Below are 15,566 nucleotides of genomic sequence, written 5' to 3'. Positions count from 1 at the left end.
AAGGACGCTCACCGGACAAGGACGTGCACCGACATGACGATTCCGTGGCATCTCGTAGCGCTGGCGTTCGCTGTCTGCCTCGTCGTTGCGGCACCCGGCTTCCGGCGGGTCTATTACTTCGTCAGCCTGTGCTATGCTGGCGCGATCGCGTCCCAGAGCGTGGTGTTCGTGCTGCTGTTTTCCGGCACCATGTCGGGCTGGGTGACGCTGCAGCTCGTGCTGCTGCTGGCCTACGGCCTCCGGCTCGGCCTGTTCCTGGCGATCCGCGAGCGCAATCCGATCTATGCGGCCGAGCTGGCGCGTGCCGAGCGACGCACCGCTGAGCTGAAGCTGTGGCACAAGATCGCGATCTGGCTCGGCGTCAGCCTGCTGTTCACGCTGCTGTTCTTGCCGGCGTTGTTGACGCTGTCGCTGCAGGCCGAGGGCGTGTGGCCGGTGTCGGTGCCGCTCGGAGTGATGATCATGGTCGCCGGGCTATGGATCGAGAGCCTCGCCGACTGGCAGAAGTATCGCTACAAGGCCGTGCATCCGTCGCATTATTGCGACACCGGGCTGTATCGCACGATGCGCTGCCCGAATTACTTCGGCGAGATGTTGTTCTGGTTCGGGGTGTGGTTCTCCGGTCTGTCGGCCTACGGCTCCGGCTGGGCCTGGGCGCTGACGCTGCTCGGGCTGATCTACATCGAAGCGCTGATGACCGCCGCGGCCGCCGGGCTGGAGCGCAAGCAGGACGAACGCTACAGCGACCGCTCCGACTATCAGGACTACGTCCGCCGCGTCCCGATCCTGTTGCCGTGGGTGCCGCTCTACAGCCTGCGCAAATTGCTTTTCAGCTTCCGCTGATCGGGCTGAATGAAAAAAAGCCCCGCGCGAAGCGGGGCTTTTCGAGACCAGTTTGCTGACCGATCAGAACCGGCGGAAGCAGCGGCCCTGACGCCAGGCGTAGCCGGGCGGGCAGGCGCGCGGCGCGACCACGCGCGGCGGAACGACCACCGGCGGGCGGACGTAGGCGGGACGGCGATACATCGGACGGCAGCGACCGCCGGGACCACGAGCCCAACCCGGGCCGCAGCCCTGAGCGACCTGGATCACGTCGCCGGTAGCGGCCGATCCGAGCGGCGCCAGCGGCATGGCGTTGGCTGCGCCGGCTCCGACCAGCGTCGCGGCGAATAAAGCGGCGGCAAAGATCTTCTTCATCTAATCTTGTTCCTTCCAGTCCGATGCACGGCTTGCGTTGGTGGCGCGGTCCTCGAATCGAGGCCGCATCCGTTCATTCGTCCCCGGATGATCGTCTAGCCGATTCGGACTGAACGAGGCATGAATGCGCCAGTGGTGCTTGGTACGGCAGAAGGCACAATGCGGCGAACAGCTTTGGTGCTGTCGCCGCATTGCGAGTGACCTCTGTTGAGGATGTGGTCGCTTTAGTTACCGCGGCCGGTGGGTGTGCTCGGCGGCGCGGTCGGGGCCGGCGCCGCACCGGTGGTGATGCCGGAGTCTCCCTCGGCGTTGCGCGGCGTCACGTCGCGAACGCCCGGCGGCACCGGCGGCGCATTGCTCACGCCGGTCTGGCTCGGCGGCGGCGGCGAGGTCTGGGTCGCGACCCCCGGATTGGTGGCCGGATCGGTCGACGATCCGCTCATGCCATAGATCACCGCGCCGAACACCAGCACGATCGCCACGGCGGCCAGCGCCAGCCGCCCCGCCGTCACCGGGCCTTCGCGCATCTCGGGGTCGGCCTGCAAATCGCTGTCGAGCTGTGACGGGGTGCGGGGATCGTCGCCTGCGGTACCGCTGCGGTACGGGTCATCGGGGTGGCGTGCCATATCGGTCCTCCTTTCGGCTTCGTTGCAACAATCCATCGTCAAACCTTCCGTTCCCAGCGTAGTCCGCGGTTCCCGGTCGAATCGCCTTCGTCAGGCATGGAACGTGTTGCGGTGCACCGGACATGATCGTTCGCCGAGCCGCGACGTGGCGGCACTTCATGCAAGCGGGATGCGGCTTTTGAGACATCAAAATGCGAACAGGCGGAATGCCTTGAACGCGCGGCTTTTTGTGGTGCGCGAGGCGGAAAAACCAGCTTAGACTGTTTCGAAACAGAGACCGCTTCAGCGGCCGAATGGCCCTTGCGGTCCAATGCCTTTCGCGAGGGCCGGATGGGAATCGACCAGGGACCGATCAGTCTCGATCAGAAATACACGCAGCACTCAGGACACGTCTTCCTCACCGGCATCCAGGCGCTGGTGCGGCTGCCGATGGCGCAGGTCCGGCGCGACCGCGCGGCCGGCCTCAACACCGCCGGCTTCGTCACCGGCTATCGCGGCTCGCCGCTCGGCGGCTACGATCAGCAGCTCGTCGCCGCCCGCCATCATCTCGAACAGTACAACGTCAAATTCCAGCCCGGCGTGAACGAAGATCTCGCCGCGACCGCGATCTGGGGCACGCAGCAGCTCAATTTGTCGCCCGGCGCGAAGTACGACGGCGTCACCGGCATCTGGTACGGCAAGGGCCCGGGCGTCGACCGCTGCGGCGACGTGTTCCGCCACGCCAACGCCGCTGGCTCGGCCAAGCACGGCGGCGTGCTGTGCCTCGCCGGCGACGATCACGGCGCTAAGTCGTCGACCGTGCCGCATCAGTCCGACCACGCCTTCATCGCGGCGTTGATGCCGTACCTCTATCCGTCGTCGATCCACGAGATGATCGAGATGGGGCTGCTCGGGATCGCGATGTCGCGTTACTCCGGCTGCTGGGTCGGCATGAAGGTGATCACCGAGACGGTGGAGACCACCGCGGAGATCAATCTCGCCGACGAGATGAAGCCGTTCGTGATTCCGACCGACTTCGAGATGCCGCCGGGCGGGCTGAATCTGCGCTGGCCGGATGATCGCTACGATCAGGACCGCCGGCTGCAGGACTACAAGGGCTTCGCCGCGATCGCCTTCGCCCGCGCCAACAAGGTCAACCGCATCACCATGGATTCGCCGAACGCGCGGTTCGGCATCATGGCCTCGGGCAAGAGCTACGAGGACGTGCGCCAGGCGCTGCGCGAGCTCGGTGTCGACGAGCAGGTTGCCGCCCGGATCGGGCTGCGGCTGTACAAGATCGGCATGCCGTGGCCGCTGGAGCCGGAAGGCGTGCAGGAATTCGCCCGCGGGCTCGAAGAGATCTTTGTGGTCGAAGAGCGGCGCGAGATCGTCGAGAACCAGGTCAAGCAGCTCCTGTTCGGGATGCGCGATCGGCCACGCGTGATCGGCAAGATGGACGACCGCAACCATCGCTTCCTGCCGTTTGCCGAGGAGCTGAGCGTCGCCAAGGTCGCGACCTCGATGGTCGACCGGCTCTTGGCGATGGAGATCGATCCGACGATCGCCGAGATGCTGCGCGCCAAGGCCGACTGGTTCCATGGCCGCGACGCCTCGCAGGTCCAGGCGGTGGTGCCGATCGCCCGCACGCCTTACTTCTGCTCGGGCTGTCCGCACAACACCTCGACCAAGGTGCCCGAAGGCAGCCGCGCGCTCGCCGGCATCGGCTGTCACTTCATGTCGCTTTGGATGGATCGCTCGACCGAGACCTTCACCCACATGGGCGGCGAGGGCGTTCCGTGGGTCGGCATCGCCCCGTTCACCGACGAGAAGCACATCTTCGCCAATCTCGGCGACGGCACCTATTTCCATTCCGGCAGCCTTGCGATCCGGCAGTCGATCGCCTCGAAGGCGAACATCACCTACAAGATCCTCTACAACGACGCGGTGGCGATGACCGGCGGTCAGCGCCACGACGGCGATCTGTCGCCGCAGCAGATCACTTACCAGCTCCACGCCGAAGGCATCCGCGAGATCTATCTGGTCTCCGAAAATCCCGACGCCTATCCGGCCGACACCATCGCGCCGGGCGTGCATCTGCGCCACCGCGACGAGCTCGATGCGGTGATGAAGGAGTGCCGCGAAATCAAGGGCGCGTCCGCGATCGTGTTCGTGCAGACCTGCGCGGCCGAGAAACGCCGGCGCCGCAAGCGCGGCCTGATGGAAGATCCGGCGCGCCGGGTGATGATCAATGCCGCGGTATGCGAAGGCTGCGGCGATTGCTCGGTGCAGTCGAACTGCATCTCGGTCGAGCCGCTGGAGACCGAGCTGGGCCGCAAGCGCGCCATCAACCAGTCGACCTGCAACAAGGACTATTCCTGCCTCAAGGGCTTCTGCCCGTCCTTCATCACCATCGACGGCGGCAAGCTGCGTAAGCGCGGGGCGGTCGATCTCGGCGATCTCGGTTCGTTGCCGGAGCCGGCGACGCGGCCGGGGCTGGATAAGCCTTACAACGTCGCAGTCGGCGGCGTCGGCGGCACCGGCGTGCTGACGATCGGCGCGCTGCTCGGCATGGCGGCGCATATCGAAGGCAAGGCGTCGATGATCCTCGACATGTCGGGCCTGGCGCAGAAGGGCGGCGCGGTGCTCAGCCACGTCCGGCTGTCGGACAAGCCGGAGGACGTCACCTGTTCGCGGATCGTCACGGGCACCGCCGACGTGCTGATCGTCGCCGACGAGGTGATGGCGATCTCCAAGGAGACGCTGTCGCTGTGTGAAGCCGGCCGCACTCATGGCGTCGTCAACACCCATCTGATCCCGATCGCCGACTTCATCCGCAACCGCGACTTCGACTTCCAGACCCGCAAGGTCAACAGCGTACTGGAAGCCGCGCTGCGTAAGGATTCCGCGTTCCTGGATTTCACCAAGGCAGCCGAGACGCTGCTCGGCGACTCGATCGCCACCAACATGATGATGATGGGTTTTGCCTATCAGCATGGGCTGCTGCCGCTGTCGGCGACAGCGATCGAGCAGGCGATCGAACTCAACGGCGTGTCGATCAAGATGAACACCCAGGCGTTCCGGCTCGGCCGGCTCGCCGCCGCCGATCCGGCGCGGCTGGCCTCGCTGCTGCAGGGCGCGGACCATACAACGACTGGCAAGACTCAGGGCGAGATGTCGCTGGACGAGATCATCGCGCATCGCAGCGCTCTGCTCACCTCGTATCAGGGCAAGCGGCTCGCCAAGCGCTACGCTGATCTGGTCGCCACGGTGCGCAGCGCCGCGGAGGCCGGCGGCTACGGCGAGGCGCTGCCACGTGCGGTGGCGCTGAACTACGCCAAGCTGCTCGCCTACAAGGACGAGTACGAAGTGGCGCGGCTGCTGACCGAGCCGGGCTTCGAACAGCAGATCCGCGACCAGTTCGAAGGCGACTACAAGATCAGCTTCAACCTCGCGCCGCCGATCCTGCCCGGCATCGATCTCACCGGCCGGCCGAAAAAGCGTCACTTCGGGGAGGGGATGCGCCCGGTTTTCCGGACGATGGCGAAGTTCAGCTTCCTGCGCGGCACGCCGCTCGATCCGTTCGGCTATCACCCCGAGCGCAAGCTGGAGCGGAAGTTGATCGCCGACTACGAGGCGGATGTCGCCAGCGTGCTGCAGCATCTGTCGCCGGCGACGATCGACACCGCGGTGGAGCTGCTCGCGATGCCGGACCGGATTCGCGGCTACGGCCCGATCAAGCAGAAGTCGGTGGACGACACCGCGCCGCGGTTCGCCGAACTCCGCGCCAACCTGCGCGACCCGCAACCCGCTCCGCCGCGGCAGATGGCGGCGGAGTAGGTCGGCCAACATCCTCTCCACGTCATTGCGAGGAGCGCAGCGACGAAGCAATCCAGGAGCCCGGTGCATTGGGCCTTGGATTGCTTCGCTTCGCTCGCAATGACGGAGAGCTCTTTCCCTCTGGCTCACTGTGACGATGCGGTCTCAGAACATTCCGTGACGTGGTAATTGAGGCTGCGCGCGAACACGCTTGCCAAGGTCGCGTGGAGCGGTCACAAAAACCGTCCGACCAAACGCCAGCGGAGAACTGCGTTGACAATAAGAGGCAAGGCTTACATTGCCGGCATCTACGAACATCCCACGCGCCACGCGCCCGATAAATCCATCGCCCAGCTCCACGCCGAAGTCGCCAAAGGTGCGCTCGACGACGCCGGCCTGACCAAGGCCGACATCGACGGCTACTTCTGCGCCGGCGACGCGCCCGGCGGCGTGATGGCGATGGTCGATTATCTCGGCCTCAAGGTTCGCCATTTCGATTCGACCGACACCGGCGGCTGCTCCTATCTGGTGCATCTCGGCCATGCCGCGGAGGCGATCGCCGCCGGCCGCTGCTCGGTCGCGCTCATCACGCTGGCCGGCAAGCCGCGGACCGGCGCGCTGCCGCCGCGCCCGGTCGGCGCCGAAGGCGACTTCGAACTGGCCTATGGCGCCACCACGCACAACGTCTATGCGATGTGCGCCGCGCGTCACATGCATCAATACGGCACCACCTCCGAACAGCTCGCCTGGATCAAAGTCGCGGCCTCGCATCATGCGCAGTACAACGAGCACGCGATGCTCCGCGACGTCGTCACCGTCGAGGACGTGCTGAACTCGCCGCTGATCGCCGATCCGCTGCACCGGATGGATTGCTGCGTCGTCACCGATGGCGGCGGTGCGCTGATCGTCACCACCGAGGAGATCGCGCGCAGCCTGAAGAAGCCGCTGGTGCGGATGATCGGCGCCGGCGAGGCGATCAAGGGGCCGCGCGGCGGCCACAACCTCGATCTGACCCATTCGGCCGGCGTGTGGTCTGCGCCGCCGGCGTTCGAGATGGCCGGCGTCACGCCGAAGGACATCAAGTACGCTTCGATCTACGACAGCTTCACCATCACGGTGCTGATGCAGCTCGAAGATCTCGGCTTCTGCGAAAAGGGGCAGGGCGGCAAATTCGTCGCCGACGGCAACCTGATCTCGGGCGTCGGCAAGCTGCCGTTCAACACCGATGGCGGCGGTCTGTGCAGCAACCACCCGGTCAATCGCGGCGGCATGACCAAGCTGCTCGAAGCCGTGCGCCAGCTCCGCGGCGAGGCGCATCCCAAGGTGCAGGTGCCGAACTGCGACCTTGCGATCGCCCATGGCACCGGCGGCATGCTCGGCATCCGCCACGCCGCCTCGACCTGCATTCTGGAGCGCGTGTGATGAACAGCCCCGTGAAATATCCCGCGCCTCAGGGCAACGCCGAAACCAAGCCGTTCTGGGATGCGGCGACCGAAGGCAAGCTGCTGATCAAGCGGTGCACCGCTTGCGGCGAAGCGCATTACTTCCCGCGCGCGTTGTGCCCGTTCTGCTTCTCCGACCAGACGGTGTGGGAAGAGAGCAAGGGCGAAGGCGAGATCTACAGCTACAGCCTGATGCGCAAGTCGCCGACCGGTCCCTACGCGATCGGCTACGTCACGCTGAAGGAAGGTCCGTCGGTGCTGACCAACTTCGTCGACTGCGATTTCGCATCGCTGAAGATCGGCACCAAGGTCAAGGTGGTGTTCAAGCCCAGCGACGGCGGCGCGCCGTTGCCGTTCTTTACGGCTGTGTGAACCTCATCCTGAGGAGCGCGCGCAAGCGCGCGTCTCGAAGGATGTGACAATCGCACTGCGTTCCATCCTCATGGTTGGAGACGCGCGCGCAGCGCGCTCCTCACCATGAGGATCACGATACGAAAGACAAGAACAAGGGAAGAAGCCAATGTCGGCCCGCTACGATGAACTGATGGCCTTGAAGACGACGGGGCAGAAGTACAGCTACACCGATCGCGACGTGATGCTCTATGCCTACGGCATCGGCATGGGCGCCGATCCGATGGACGAGAAGGAGCTCGCCTTCGTCAACGAGGCGACCTACACCGAGCGTCCGTTGAAAGTGGTGCCGACCTTCGCGTCGGTCGCGGCGTGGGGCGCTGGTCCGGGCGAGATGAATCTCAACCGGCTGCTGGTGGTCGACGGCGAGCGCGACATCACCTTCCACAAGCCGATGCCGGTGGCGGCGAACATCACGGCGGATTCCAGCGTCGTCGAAGTGTACGACAAGGGCAAGGACAAGGGCGTGGTGATTCGTCACCAGACCATCCTGCGCGACGAGGCAGGCGAGGCCCTGGCGACCCTATTGGCATCGCGTTTCGCCCGCGGCGACGGCGGCTTCGGCGGCCCGGCGCTGGAGCAGCCCGAGCCGCACAAGATGCCCGACCGTGCGCCCGACCGCAGCGTCGACATCTCGACCCGGCCGGATCAGGCGCTGATCTATCGGCTGTGCGGCGACCGCAATCCGCTGCATTCCGATCCCGAGTTCGCGCAGAAGGCCGGCTTCCCACGCCCGATCCTGCACGGCATGTGCACCTACGGCCTGACCTGCCGCGGCGTGCTGCAGACCTATGCCGACTACGATACGTCGGCGTTCAAGCAGCACGCGGTGCGGTTCTCCTCGCCGGTGTATCCGGGCGAGACCGTCACCATGGAGATGTGGAAGGACGGCAATGTGATCTCGTTCGAAGCGCGGGTGAAGGCGCGTGGCGTCACGGTGATCAAGAGCGGCCGCTCCGTACTCGGCTGAGGGCGGATCTGCGCGGAAGGACGGCAGACTCGGGCCTTTCGGGGTGGTATCGGTGGTCGCGCTCTCTGAAGAAAGGCCGAGCCTATGAGACTGACCCCGGAAGCCGCAGGCACCTTCGCCATCGCGCCGACCCCGTTCCACGACGACGGCAAGATCGACGACGTGTCGATCGATCGTCTGACCGATTTCTACGCGGAGGTCGGCTGTGAGGGCGTCACCGTGCTCGGCATTCTCGGTGAGGCGCCGAAGCTCGATGCGGCCGAGGCCGAGGCGGTGGCGAGCCGCTTCATCAAGCGCGCCAAGTCGATGCAGACGATCGTCGGCGTCTCGGCGCCGGGCTTCGCCGCGATGCGCCGCCTTGCGCGGCTGTCGATGGATGCGGGCGCGGCCGGCGTCATGATCGCGCCGCCGCCATCGCTGCGCACCGACGAGCAGATCACCACCTATTTCCGCCAGGCTACCGAGGCGATCGGCGACGACGTGCCCTGGGTGCTGCAGGATTATCCGTTGACGCTGTCGGTGGTGATGACCCCGAAAGTGATCCGGCAGATCGTGATGGACAGCGCGTCCTGCGTGATGCTGAAGCACGAGGATTGGCCGGGGCTCGAGAAGATCACCACGCTGCGCGGTTTCCAGAAGGACGGATCGCTGCGGCCGCTGTCGATCCTGTGCGGCAATGGCGGCATGTTCCTGGACTTCGAGATGGAGCGCGGCGCCGACGGCGCCATGACCGGCTACTGCTTCCCGGACATGCTGGTGGACGTCGTCAAGCTGTCGAAGGCCGGCCAGCGCGATCTCGCCCACAACCTGTTCGACGCGCATCTGCCGCTGATCCGCTACGAGCATCAGCAGGGCGTCGGCCTGTCGGTCCGCAAATACGTGCTGAAGAAGCGTGGGCTGTTGTCGTCGAGCGCGCAGCGCAAGCCGGGCGCGAGCCTGACCGACACGGCACGCGAAGAAGTCGATTATCTGCTGTCGCGGCTGGCGCGGGTCGACAAACGCGCCGATCTCGAGCCGCGCAGCAAGGCTGCGGAGTAACACCATGACCGTTGAGGCTGCCGCGCGTCCCGCATCGACCATCGTGCTGCTGCGCCAAGCCGCGGCCGGCTTCGACGTGTTCATGATGGTCCGGAATTATCAGGTCGAGTTTGCCTCAGGGGCGCTGGTGTTTCCCGGCGGCAGCGTCGATGCCGGTGATCGCGACATCGTCGCCCGGCCGGAGCTCTATACAGGCATCGATGCCTCGGTCGGCCCGGCGCTGGAATTCCGGATCGCGGCGATCCGCGAGACCTTCGAGGAAAGCGGCATCCTGCTGGCGCGGCCGCGTGGCAGCGACGCTCTGGTAGCAGCGGCGCGCGCCGCCGAGATCGAGGCGGCGCACCGCAAGGCGCTGTGCGACGGCCATATCGCGTTCGCGCAGATCCTGGCCGACAACGGACTGATGCTGGCGCTCGATCTGCTGGTGCCCTACGCGCACTGGATCACGCCGGAGAAGCTGCCGAAGCGGTTCGACACCTGGTTCTTCCTGGCCGAGGCGCCACCCGAACAGCTCGGCATGCATGACGGCTGGGAGACCACCGATTCGATCTGGCTGTCGCCGCGCGAGGCGCTGGACGGCGGCGACAGCGGTCGCTTCACGCTGCCGTTTCCGACCACCCGCAATCTGATCCGGCTCGGCCAGCAGCCGAGCGTGGCGGCGGCGCTCGATCACGCCCGTGCGCAGAGCATCGTCACCGTGCTGCCGATCATGAGCAAGGACGGCGACAAGCGTTTGCTGCGGATTCCGGCTGAAGCCGGCTACGACGGCGAGCTGTTCGAATTCTCCGGCGCTTAGTTCGCAGCCGCGGCATCGCAATGCAGCGCGCCGCATTGCATTGCGAGATAGTAACTGCATCTGCATCTCGTCCGCATTCTGGTTGACGCTCCCCCGACTGCGCGCAACACTTCCGCTCGGCCCGGCAAGAGGCCGAGTAGGGAGCTAATGCATGAGGAAGCCTGCTGATGCGGTGCGGACTGCGATCCGACCTGTCCAACAACCCGCGATAGGATTAGTTGCGAGGCGGCTCGGCGCAGCGGCGCTGATGGCTGCGCTGCTGTCTCCGGCGGTCGCCGCCGCGCAAGACGCCAAGGGCTCCGCCGCGCACATCCGCGCGGTGACGGGCGCGGTCGACAGTGCGGCGATCGTCGCCAACGCCAAGACCACCAAGGACTGGCCGAGCTACGGCCTCGACTACGCCGAGACCCGCTTCAGCAAGCTCGACCAGATCAACACCGACAACGTCAAGCAGCTCGGCCTGCAATGGAGCTACAGCCTTGGCTCCGAGCGCGGCGTCGAAGCGACGCCGGTGGTGGTCGACGGCATCATGTACGTCACCGCGTCGTGGAGCGTGGTGCACGCGATCGACACCCGCACCGGCAAGAGGCTGTGGACGTTCGACCCCAAGGTCGATCGCGCGAAAGGTTACCGCGGCTGCTGCGACGTCGTGAACCGCGGCGTCGCACTGTACAAGGGCAAGGTGTTCGTCGGCGCCTATGACGGTCGGCTGATCGCGCTCGATGCCGCGACCGGCAGCAAGGCGTGGGAGATCGACACGCTGATCGACCATGAGCATTCCTACACCATCACGGGCGCGCCACGGGTGTTCAACGGCAAGGTGGTGATCGGCAACGGCGGCGCCGAATACGGCGCGCGCGGCTACGTCACCGCCTACGACGCCGAGACCGGCAAGCAGGCATGGCGCTGGTTCACGGTGCCGGGCGATCCGAGCAAGCCGTTCGAAGACGAGTCGATGGAGAAGGCGGCCAAGACCTGGGATCCGGCCGGCAAATGGTGGGTCAACGGCGGTGGCGGCACCGCGTGGGACACCATCACGTTCGATCCCGATCTCAACCTGATCTATGTCGGCACCGGCAACGGTTCGCCCTGGGCGCGTCACCTCCGAAGCCCGTCCGGCGGCGACAATCTGTACCTCGCCTCGATCGTGGCGCTGAATGCCGACACCGGAAAATACGTCTGGCACTATCAGGAGACGCCCGGCGACAATTGGGACTACACCTCGACCCAGCCGATGATCCTCGCCGACATCGCGATCGACGGCAAGCCGCGCAAGGTGATCCTGCACGCGCCGAAGAACGGCTTCTTCTTCGTGATCGACCGCACCGACGGGAAGTTCATTTCGGCGAAGAACTTCGTCGATGTGAACTGGGCGACCGGCTACGACACCAATGGACGCCCGATCGAAAATCCGGAGGCGCGCTCGCCGGACAAATCCTTCGACAGCATCCCGGGGCCTTACGGCGCGCACAATTGGCACCCGATGTCGTTCAATCCGCAGACCGGGTTGGTGTACCTGCCGGCGCAGGGCGTGCCGGTCAATCTCACCGGCGAGAAGGCGCTCACCCAGAACAAGATGGAGCCGTTCAAGTTCGGCTCGACCACCGGCTGGAATGTCGGTTTCACGCTGAACGCGGTGCCGCCCAAGAACCTGCCGTTCGGCCGGCTGGTGGCGTGGGATCCGGTGCAGCAGAAGGAAGCCTGGCGCGCCGAATACGTCTCGCCCTGGAATGGCGGCACGCTGACCACGGCGGGCAACCTCGTATTCCAGGGCACGGCTGACGGCCGCTTGGTGGCCTACAACGCCAAGTCCGGCGAGAAGCTGTGGGAGAGCCCGCTCGGCACCGGCGCGGTGGCGGCGCCTGCGACCTACATGGTCGACGGCGTGCAATACGTCTCGATCGCGGTCGGCTGGGGCGGTGTGTTCGGCATCAGCGCCCGCGCCACCGAGACCGAGGCGCCGGGCACGGTGTACACCTTCGCGGTCGGCGGCAAGGCCAAGATGCCGGAATTCGCCAAGTACCAGATGGGCAATCTGCTCACCGGGGTCGAATATGATCCGAAGGATGTCGCGGAGGGCACGGCGATCTACGTCGCGGCCTGCGCCACCTGCCACGGCGTGCCCGGCGTCGACCGCGGCGGCAACGTCAAGAACCTCGGCTACTCCACCACCGACCGGATCGTCCACCTGAAGGACATCGTGTTCAAGGGGCCGTTCCGCGACAAGGGCATGCCGGACTTCACCGGCAAGCTGACCGAGGCCGACGTGGTCAAGATCCAGGCCTTCATCCAGGGCACCGCGGACGCGATCCGGCCGAAGAAATAGCGGCCAGCGATCTCCGGCGCCGCCCGGCCTGTACCGGGCGGCGGCCGTCTCCGTCACAGCCGACCCGGCAGCCGCCGCTGCCGGCCCGCCTTCGGCGATTGTTGCCGGCGCACCGACGCGGTACTCTTGGCGGTACAAGTGTGGGAGGATCTTGCCCACACAGGGAGCGCCGGTCTCGTCCGCATGCCAAACGCCGTTTCATCGTTCATCCGGAGCCTGAGGACGCGCACGCTCTCGATCGGACAGATGACGTTCGGCAGCTTCCTGTTGCTGCTGACGATCATCGCCGCCACCTCGATCGGCAGTGTGGTGGCGATCCGGCACATCGACCGCACCTTCGGCGAGCTGCAGCGGCTGCAGAGCGTCGGCGACCTCGCCGAAGAGATCGAGCGGCGGATGAGCGATCTGCGCTTCGCCGCCCGTCAGGCGGTGACCGAGCCGGCCGCCCAGCCCGCCGGCAAGGTGTTCGCGGCGGCCTCGGCGCTCACCGAACTCCTCAAAAAGACCCGACTCGAACTCGGGCCGGATCAGCAGGAGATGCTCGACGGCGTCACCGAACGCCTGACCAATTATCGCGACGGCCTGCAGCGCATCACCGAGCTGATGCAGCGCCGCGGCGAACTGGTAGCGAAGATCCCGGCGCTGCGCGAGCGCTTCGAGGCCGCCGTCGCCGGGCTGTCTGACCGCAAGCTCGCCGGCGAGCTGCATTCGGCGCAGATCAAGGTCGCCGCGGCGCTGCTGTCGCGCGATCTGATGGGCGCCAGCGATGCGGCCCGTCGGATGCGCGCGCTGCCAATCGGCGAGGTCGGCGCGGCCGGTTCGGTTCGCGACTATGCCGGTGTGATCGCGGAGACTGCGGCGGCGGAGCAGGAGATCGCCGATCTCGAACGCGACGTGCTCGGCACCGAGGGCCGGCTGATCGGCAAGGTCACCGAACTGCTCCGCGACGCCGCCGCCCGCCGCGGCAAGGTGCTGTCGCGCGATCTCGCCCGCACCCTCACCGAGGACAAGTGGCAGAGTATCGTGCTCGGCATCTCCGGCGTTCTGGTCGGCTGGGTGGCGGCCGCCTTCGTGGTTCGCCGCACCGTCGGGCCGCTGACGGCGATCACCCGGGCGATCCGCTCGCTGGCGGCCGGCCAGCAATACACCGCGATCCCGGCCACCGACGTCAGGAACGAGATCGGCGACATCGCCCGCGCCGCCGAAGTGTTCCGCCGGACCCTGGTCGAAGCCGACAGCGCCCGCGAGGCGGCGGTGCGGGCGCTCGCCGAGCAGCGGCTCGCCGAAGAGAGCTATCGCAAGCTGTTCGAAGGCTCGATCGACGGCATCTACGTCACCACGCCGGACGGCGCGCTGCTCAACGCCAATCCGGCGCTGGCGCGGATGATGGGTTACGACGATCCCGCCGAGCTGATCCGCGCCACCGCCGACGTCACCACCACGATCTACATCGATCCGGCCAAGCGCGAGGAATATCGCGAGCTGATGCAGCGCGACGGCATGGTGCGCGAATTCGAGTATCAGGCGCGCAAACGCAATGGCGACGTGCTGTGGCTGTCGGACAGCGCAGGTGCGGTCCGCGACGAGGCCGGCAACGTCATCCGCTACGAAGGCGCGGTGCGCGACATCACCGACCAGAAGCGCGCCGAGCAGGCGGTGGCCGAGAGCCGGCTGCTGCTGCAGCAGGTGATCGACACGGTGCCGGCGGTGATCAACGTCAAGGACACCGAGCTGCGCTACGTGCTGATGAATCGCTACATGGCGGGCGTGTTCGGTATCGATCCGCAGGACGCGCTCGGCCGCACCACCGCCGAGCTGATGTCGCGGTTCGGCTCGCACAAGACCGACGCCAACGACAAGCGCGTGCTGGAAACCGGCGAGGGGCTCGGCTTCTACGAGGAGGAGTATCGCGACGCCACAGGCGCGACGCGGCAGTGGCTGGTCAACAAGATGCCGCTGAAGGATGCCGACGGCCGGATCGAGCGGATCGTCACGGTGGCGCTCGACATCGGCGAACGCAAGCGCGGCGAGCTCGAAATGCGCCAGGCCAAGGATGCGGCCGAAGCGGCGCTGCGGAATTTGCGCGAGACCCAGCAGTCGCTGATCGAAGCCGAAAAGCTCGCCGCGCTCGGCCGGCTGGTCGCCGGCGTCGCCCACGAGGTCAACAATCCGGTCGGCATCAGCCTGACGGTGGCCTCGGCGCTTGAGCGCAAGGCCGCGGTGTTCGCCACCGAAGTCGCGCGCGGCGAGCTGAAGCGCTCGCGTCTCAACGAATTTCTCGACACCACCCGCGACGCCTCGTCTCAGCTCGTCGCCAATCTCAACCGCGCCGCCGAATTGATCCAGTCGTTCAAGCAGGTCGCAGCCGACCGTAACTACTCCGATCAGCGCCTGTTCGATCTCGGCGATCTCACCGAGCAGGTGGTGATGAGCCTGCGGCCGGGCCTGCGCAAACACAATCTGACGCTGAACGTCGAGTGCCAGCCCGGATTGACGATGAACTCCTATCCCGGCCCCTACGGTCAGGTGCTGACCAATCTGTTCCTGAATTCGGTGGCGCACGCGTTTCCGAACGGCCGCGCCGGCACGGTCGAAATCGAGGTGCGGGCGGCCGGCAACGACCACGTCGTGGTGGCCTATGCGGACGACGGCTGCGGCATGAGCCTCGACGTTCGCCGCCGCGCCTTCGATCCGTTCTTCACCACCCGGCGCGACCAGGGCGGCACCGGGCTCGGCCTGCACATCGTCTACAACATCGTCACCAACCGGCTCGGCGGCCGGCTCGAACTCGACTCCGAGCCCGGCAACGGCACCCGCATCCTGATGACGCTGCCGCGGATAGCGCCGCAGGAACATGCCGAACGAGCAGCGGCGTCGGCGTCGTAGGGAAGCCGCAAGGAAGAGCGCAAGGAAACGCGCAAGGAACGCGAAAGAAAGCGCGCAAGGGCAGGTGGCTGCGGCGGCG

General features: G+C 66.3%; 11 protein-coding genes. 9 read left to right on the top strand and 2 right to left on the bottom strand.

From position 1 onward, the window contains the following. Positions 1-33: 33 nt before the first annotated feature. Positions 34-843, top strand: a complete 810-nt coding sequence (locus tag FLL57_RS11405) for a DUF1295 domain-containing protein (RefSeq protein WP_142882942.1) — start codon at positions 34-36, stop codon at positions 841-843. Between the two features lie 63 nt (positions 844-906). Here the strand turns inward: FLL57_RS11405 and FLL57_RS11400 are convergent, their stop codons facing one another. Both FLL57_RS11400 and FLL57_RS11395 read right to left on the bottom strand, forming a co-directional pair. Beyond that, complete coding sequence (locus FLL57_RS11400) at positions 907-1,197, bottom strand: GCG_CRPN prefix-to-repeats domain-containing protein (RefSeq protein ID WP_013501959.1); 291 nt, start codon at positions 1,195-1,197, stop codon at positions 907-909. A 224-nt stretch (positions 1,198-1,421) separates the two neighbouring features. Then, complete coding sequence (locus FLL57_RS11395; protein ID WP_013501960.1) at positions 1,422-1,823, bottom strand: hypothetical protein; 402 nt, start codon at positions 1,821-1,823, stop codon at positions 1,422-1,424. 330 nt (positions 1,824-2,153) lie between these two features. Between FLL57_RS11395 and FLL57_RS11390 the strand changes: the two genes are divergently transcribed. From FLL57_RS11390 to FLL57_RS11350, 8 genes are all read left to right on the top strand, one after another. Beyond that, positions 2,154-5,639, top strand: a complete 3,486-nt coding sequence (locus FLL57_RS11390; RefSeq protein WP_142882941.1) for an indolepyruvate ferredoxin oxidoreductase family protein — start codon at positions 2,154-2,156, stop codon at positions 5,637-5,639. 252 nt (positions 5,640-5,891) lie between these two features. Then, the gene (locus FLL57_RS11380; protein ID WP_142882940.1) at positions 5,892-7,040 is read left to right on the top strand and encodes a thiolase domain-containing protein; all 1,149 of its coding nucleotides are present in this window, start codon (positions 5,892-5,894) and stop codon (positions 7,038-7,040) included. Beyond that, the gene (locus FLL57_RS11375) at positions 7,040-7,432 is read left to right on the top strand and encodes a Zn-ribbon domain-containing OB-fold protein (protein WP_013501963.1); all 393 of its coding nucleotides are present in this window, start codon (positions 7,040-7,042) and stop codon (positions 7,430-7,432) included. Before FLL57_RS11380 ends, FLL57_RS11375 begins: the two co-directional genes overlap by 1 nt. Before the next feature lie 148 nt (positions 7,433-7,580). Further along, positions 7,581-8,441: a MaoC family dehydratase gene (locus FLL57_RS11370; RefSeq protein WP_142882939.1), complete on the top strand. Its 861-nt coding sequence runs from the start codon at positions 7,581-7,583 to the stop codon at positions 8,439-8,441. Positions 8,442-8,525: 84 nt separating this feature from the next. After that, the gene (locus tag FLL57_RS11365; RefSeq protein WP_142882938.1) at positions 8,526-9,479 is read left to right on the top strand and encodes a dihydrodipicolinate synthase family protein; all 954 of its coding nucleotides are present in this window, start codon (positions 8,526-8,528) and stop codon (positions 9,477-9,479) included. 4 nt (positions 9,480-9,483) lie between these two features. Beyond that, on the top strand, positions 9,484-10,275 hold the full coding sequence (locus FLL57_RS11360) for an NUDIX hydrolase (protein WP_142882937.1): 792 nt from the start codon (positions 9,484-9,486) through the stop codon (positions 10,273-10,275). Between the two features lie 151 nt (positions 10,276-10,426). Continuing rightward, entirely contained in the window at positions 10,427-12,601 is a 2,175-nt protein-coding gene (locus tag FLL57_RS11355) for a PQQ-dependent dehydrogenase, methanol/ethanol family (protein ID WP_142882936.1), read from the top strand. A 183-nt stretch (positions 12,602-12,784) separates the two neighbouring features. Beyond that, positions 12,785-15,487: a PAS domain S-box protein gene (locus FLL57_RS11350; protein ID WP_142882935.1), complete on the top strand. Its 2,703-nt coding sequence runs from the start codon at positions 12,785-12,787 to the stop codon at positions 15,485-15,487. The last annotated feature ends 79 nt before the right edge of the window (positions 15,488-15,566 follow it).

The organism is Rhodopseudomonas palustris, from assembly GCF_007005445.1.
In the GTDB taxonomy this organism is placed as follows: Bacteria; Pseudomonadota; Alphaproteobacteria; order Rhizobiales; family Xanthobacteraceae; genus Rhodopseudomonas; species Rhodopseudomonas palustris_G.
This window is presented reverse-complemented; position numbering and strand designations above follow the sequence as displayed.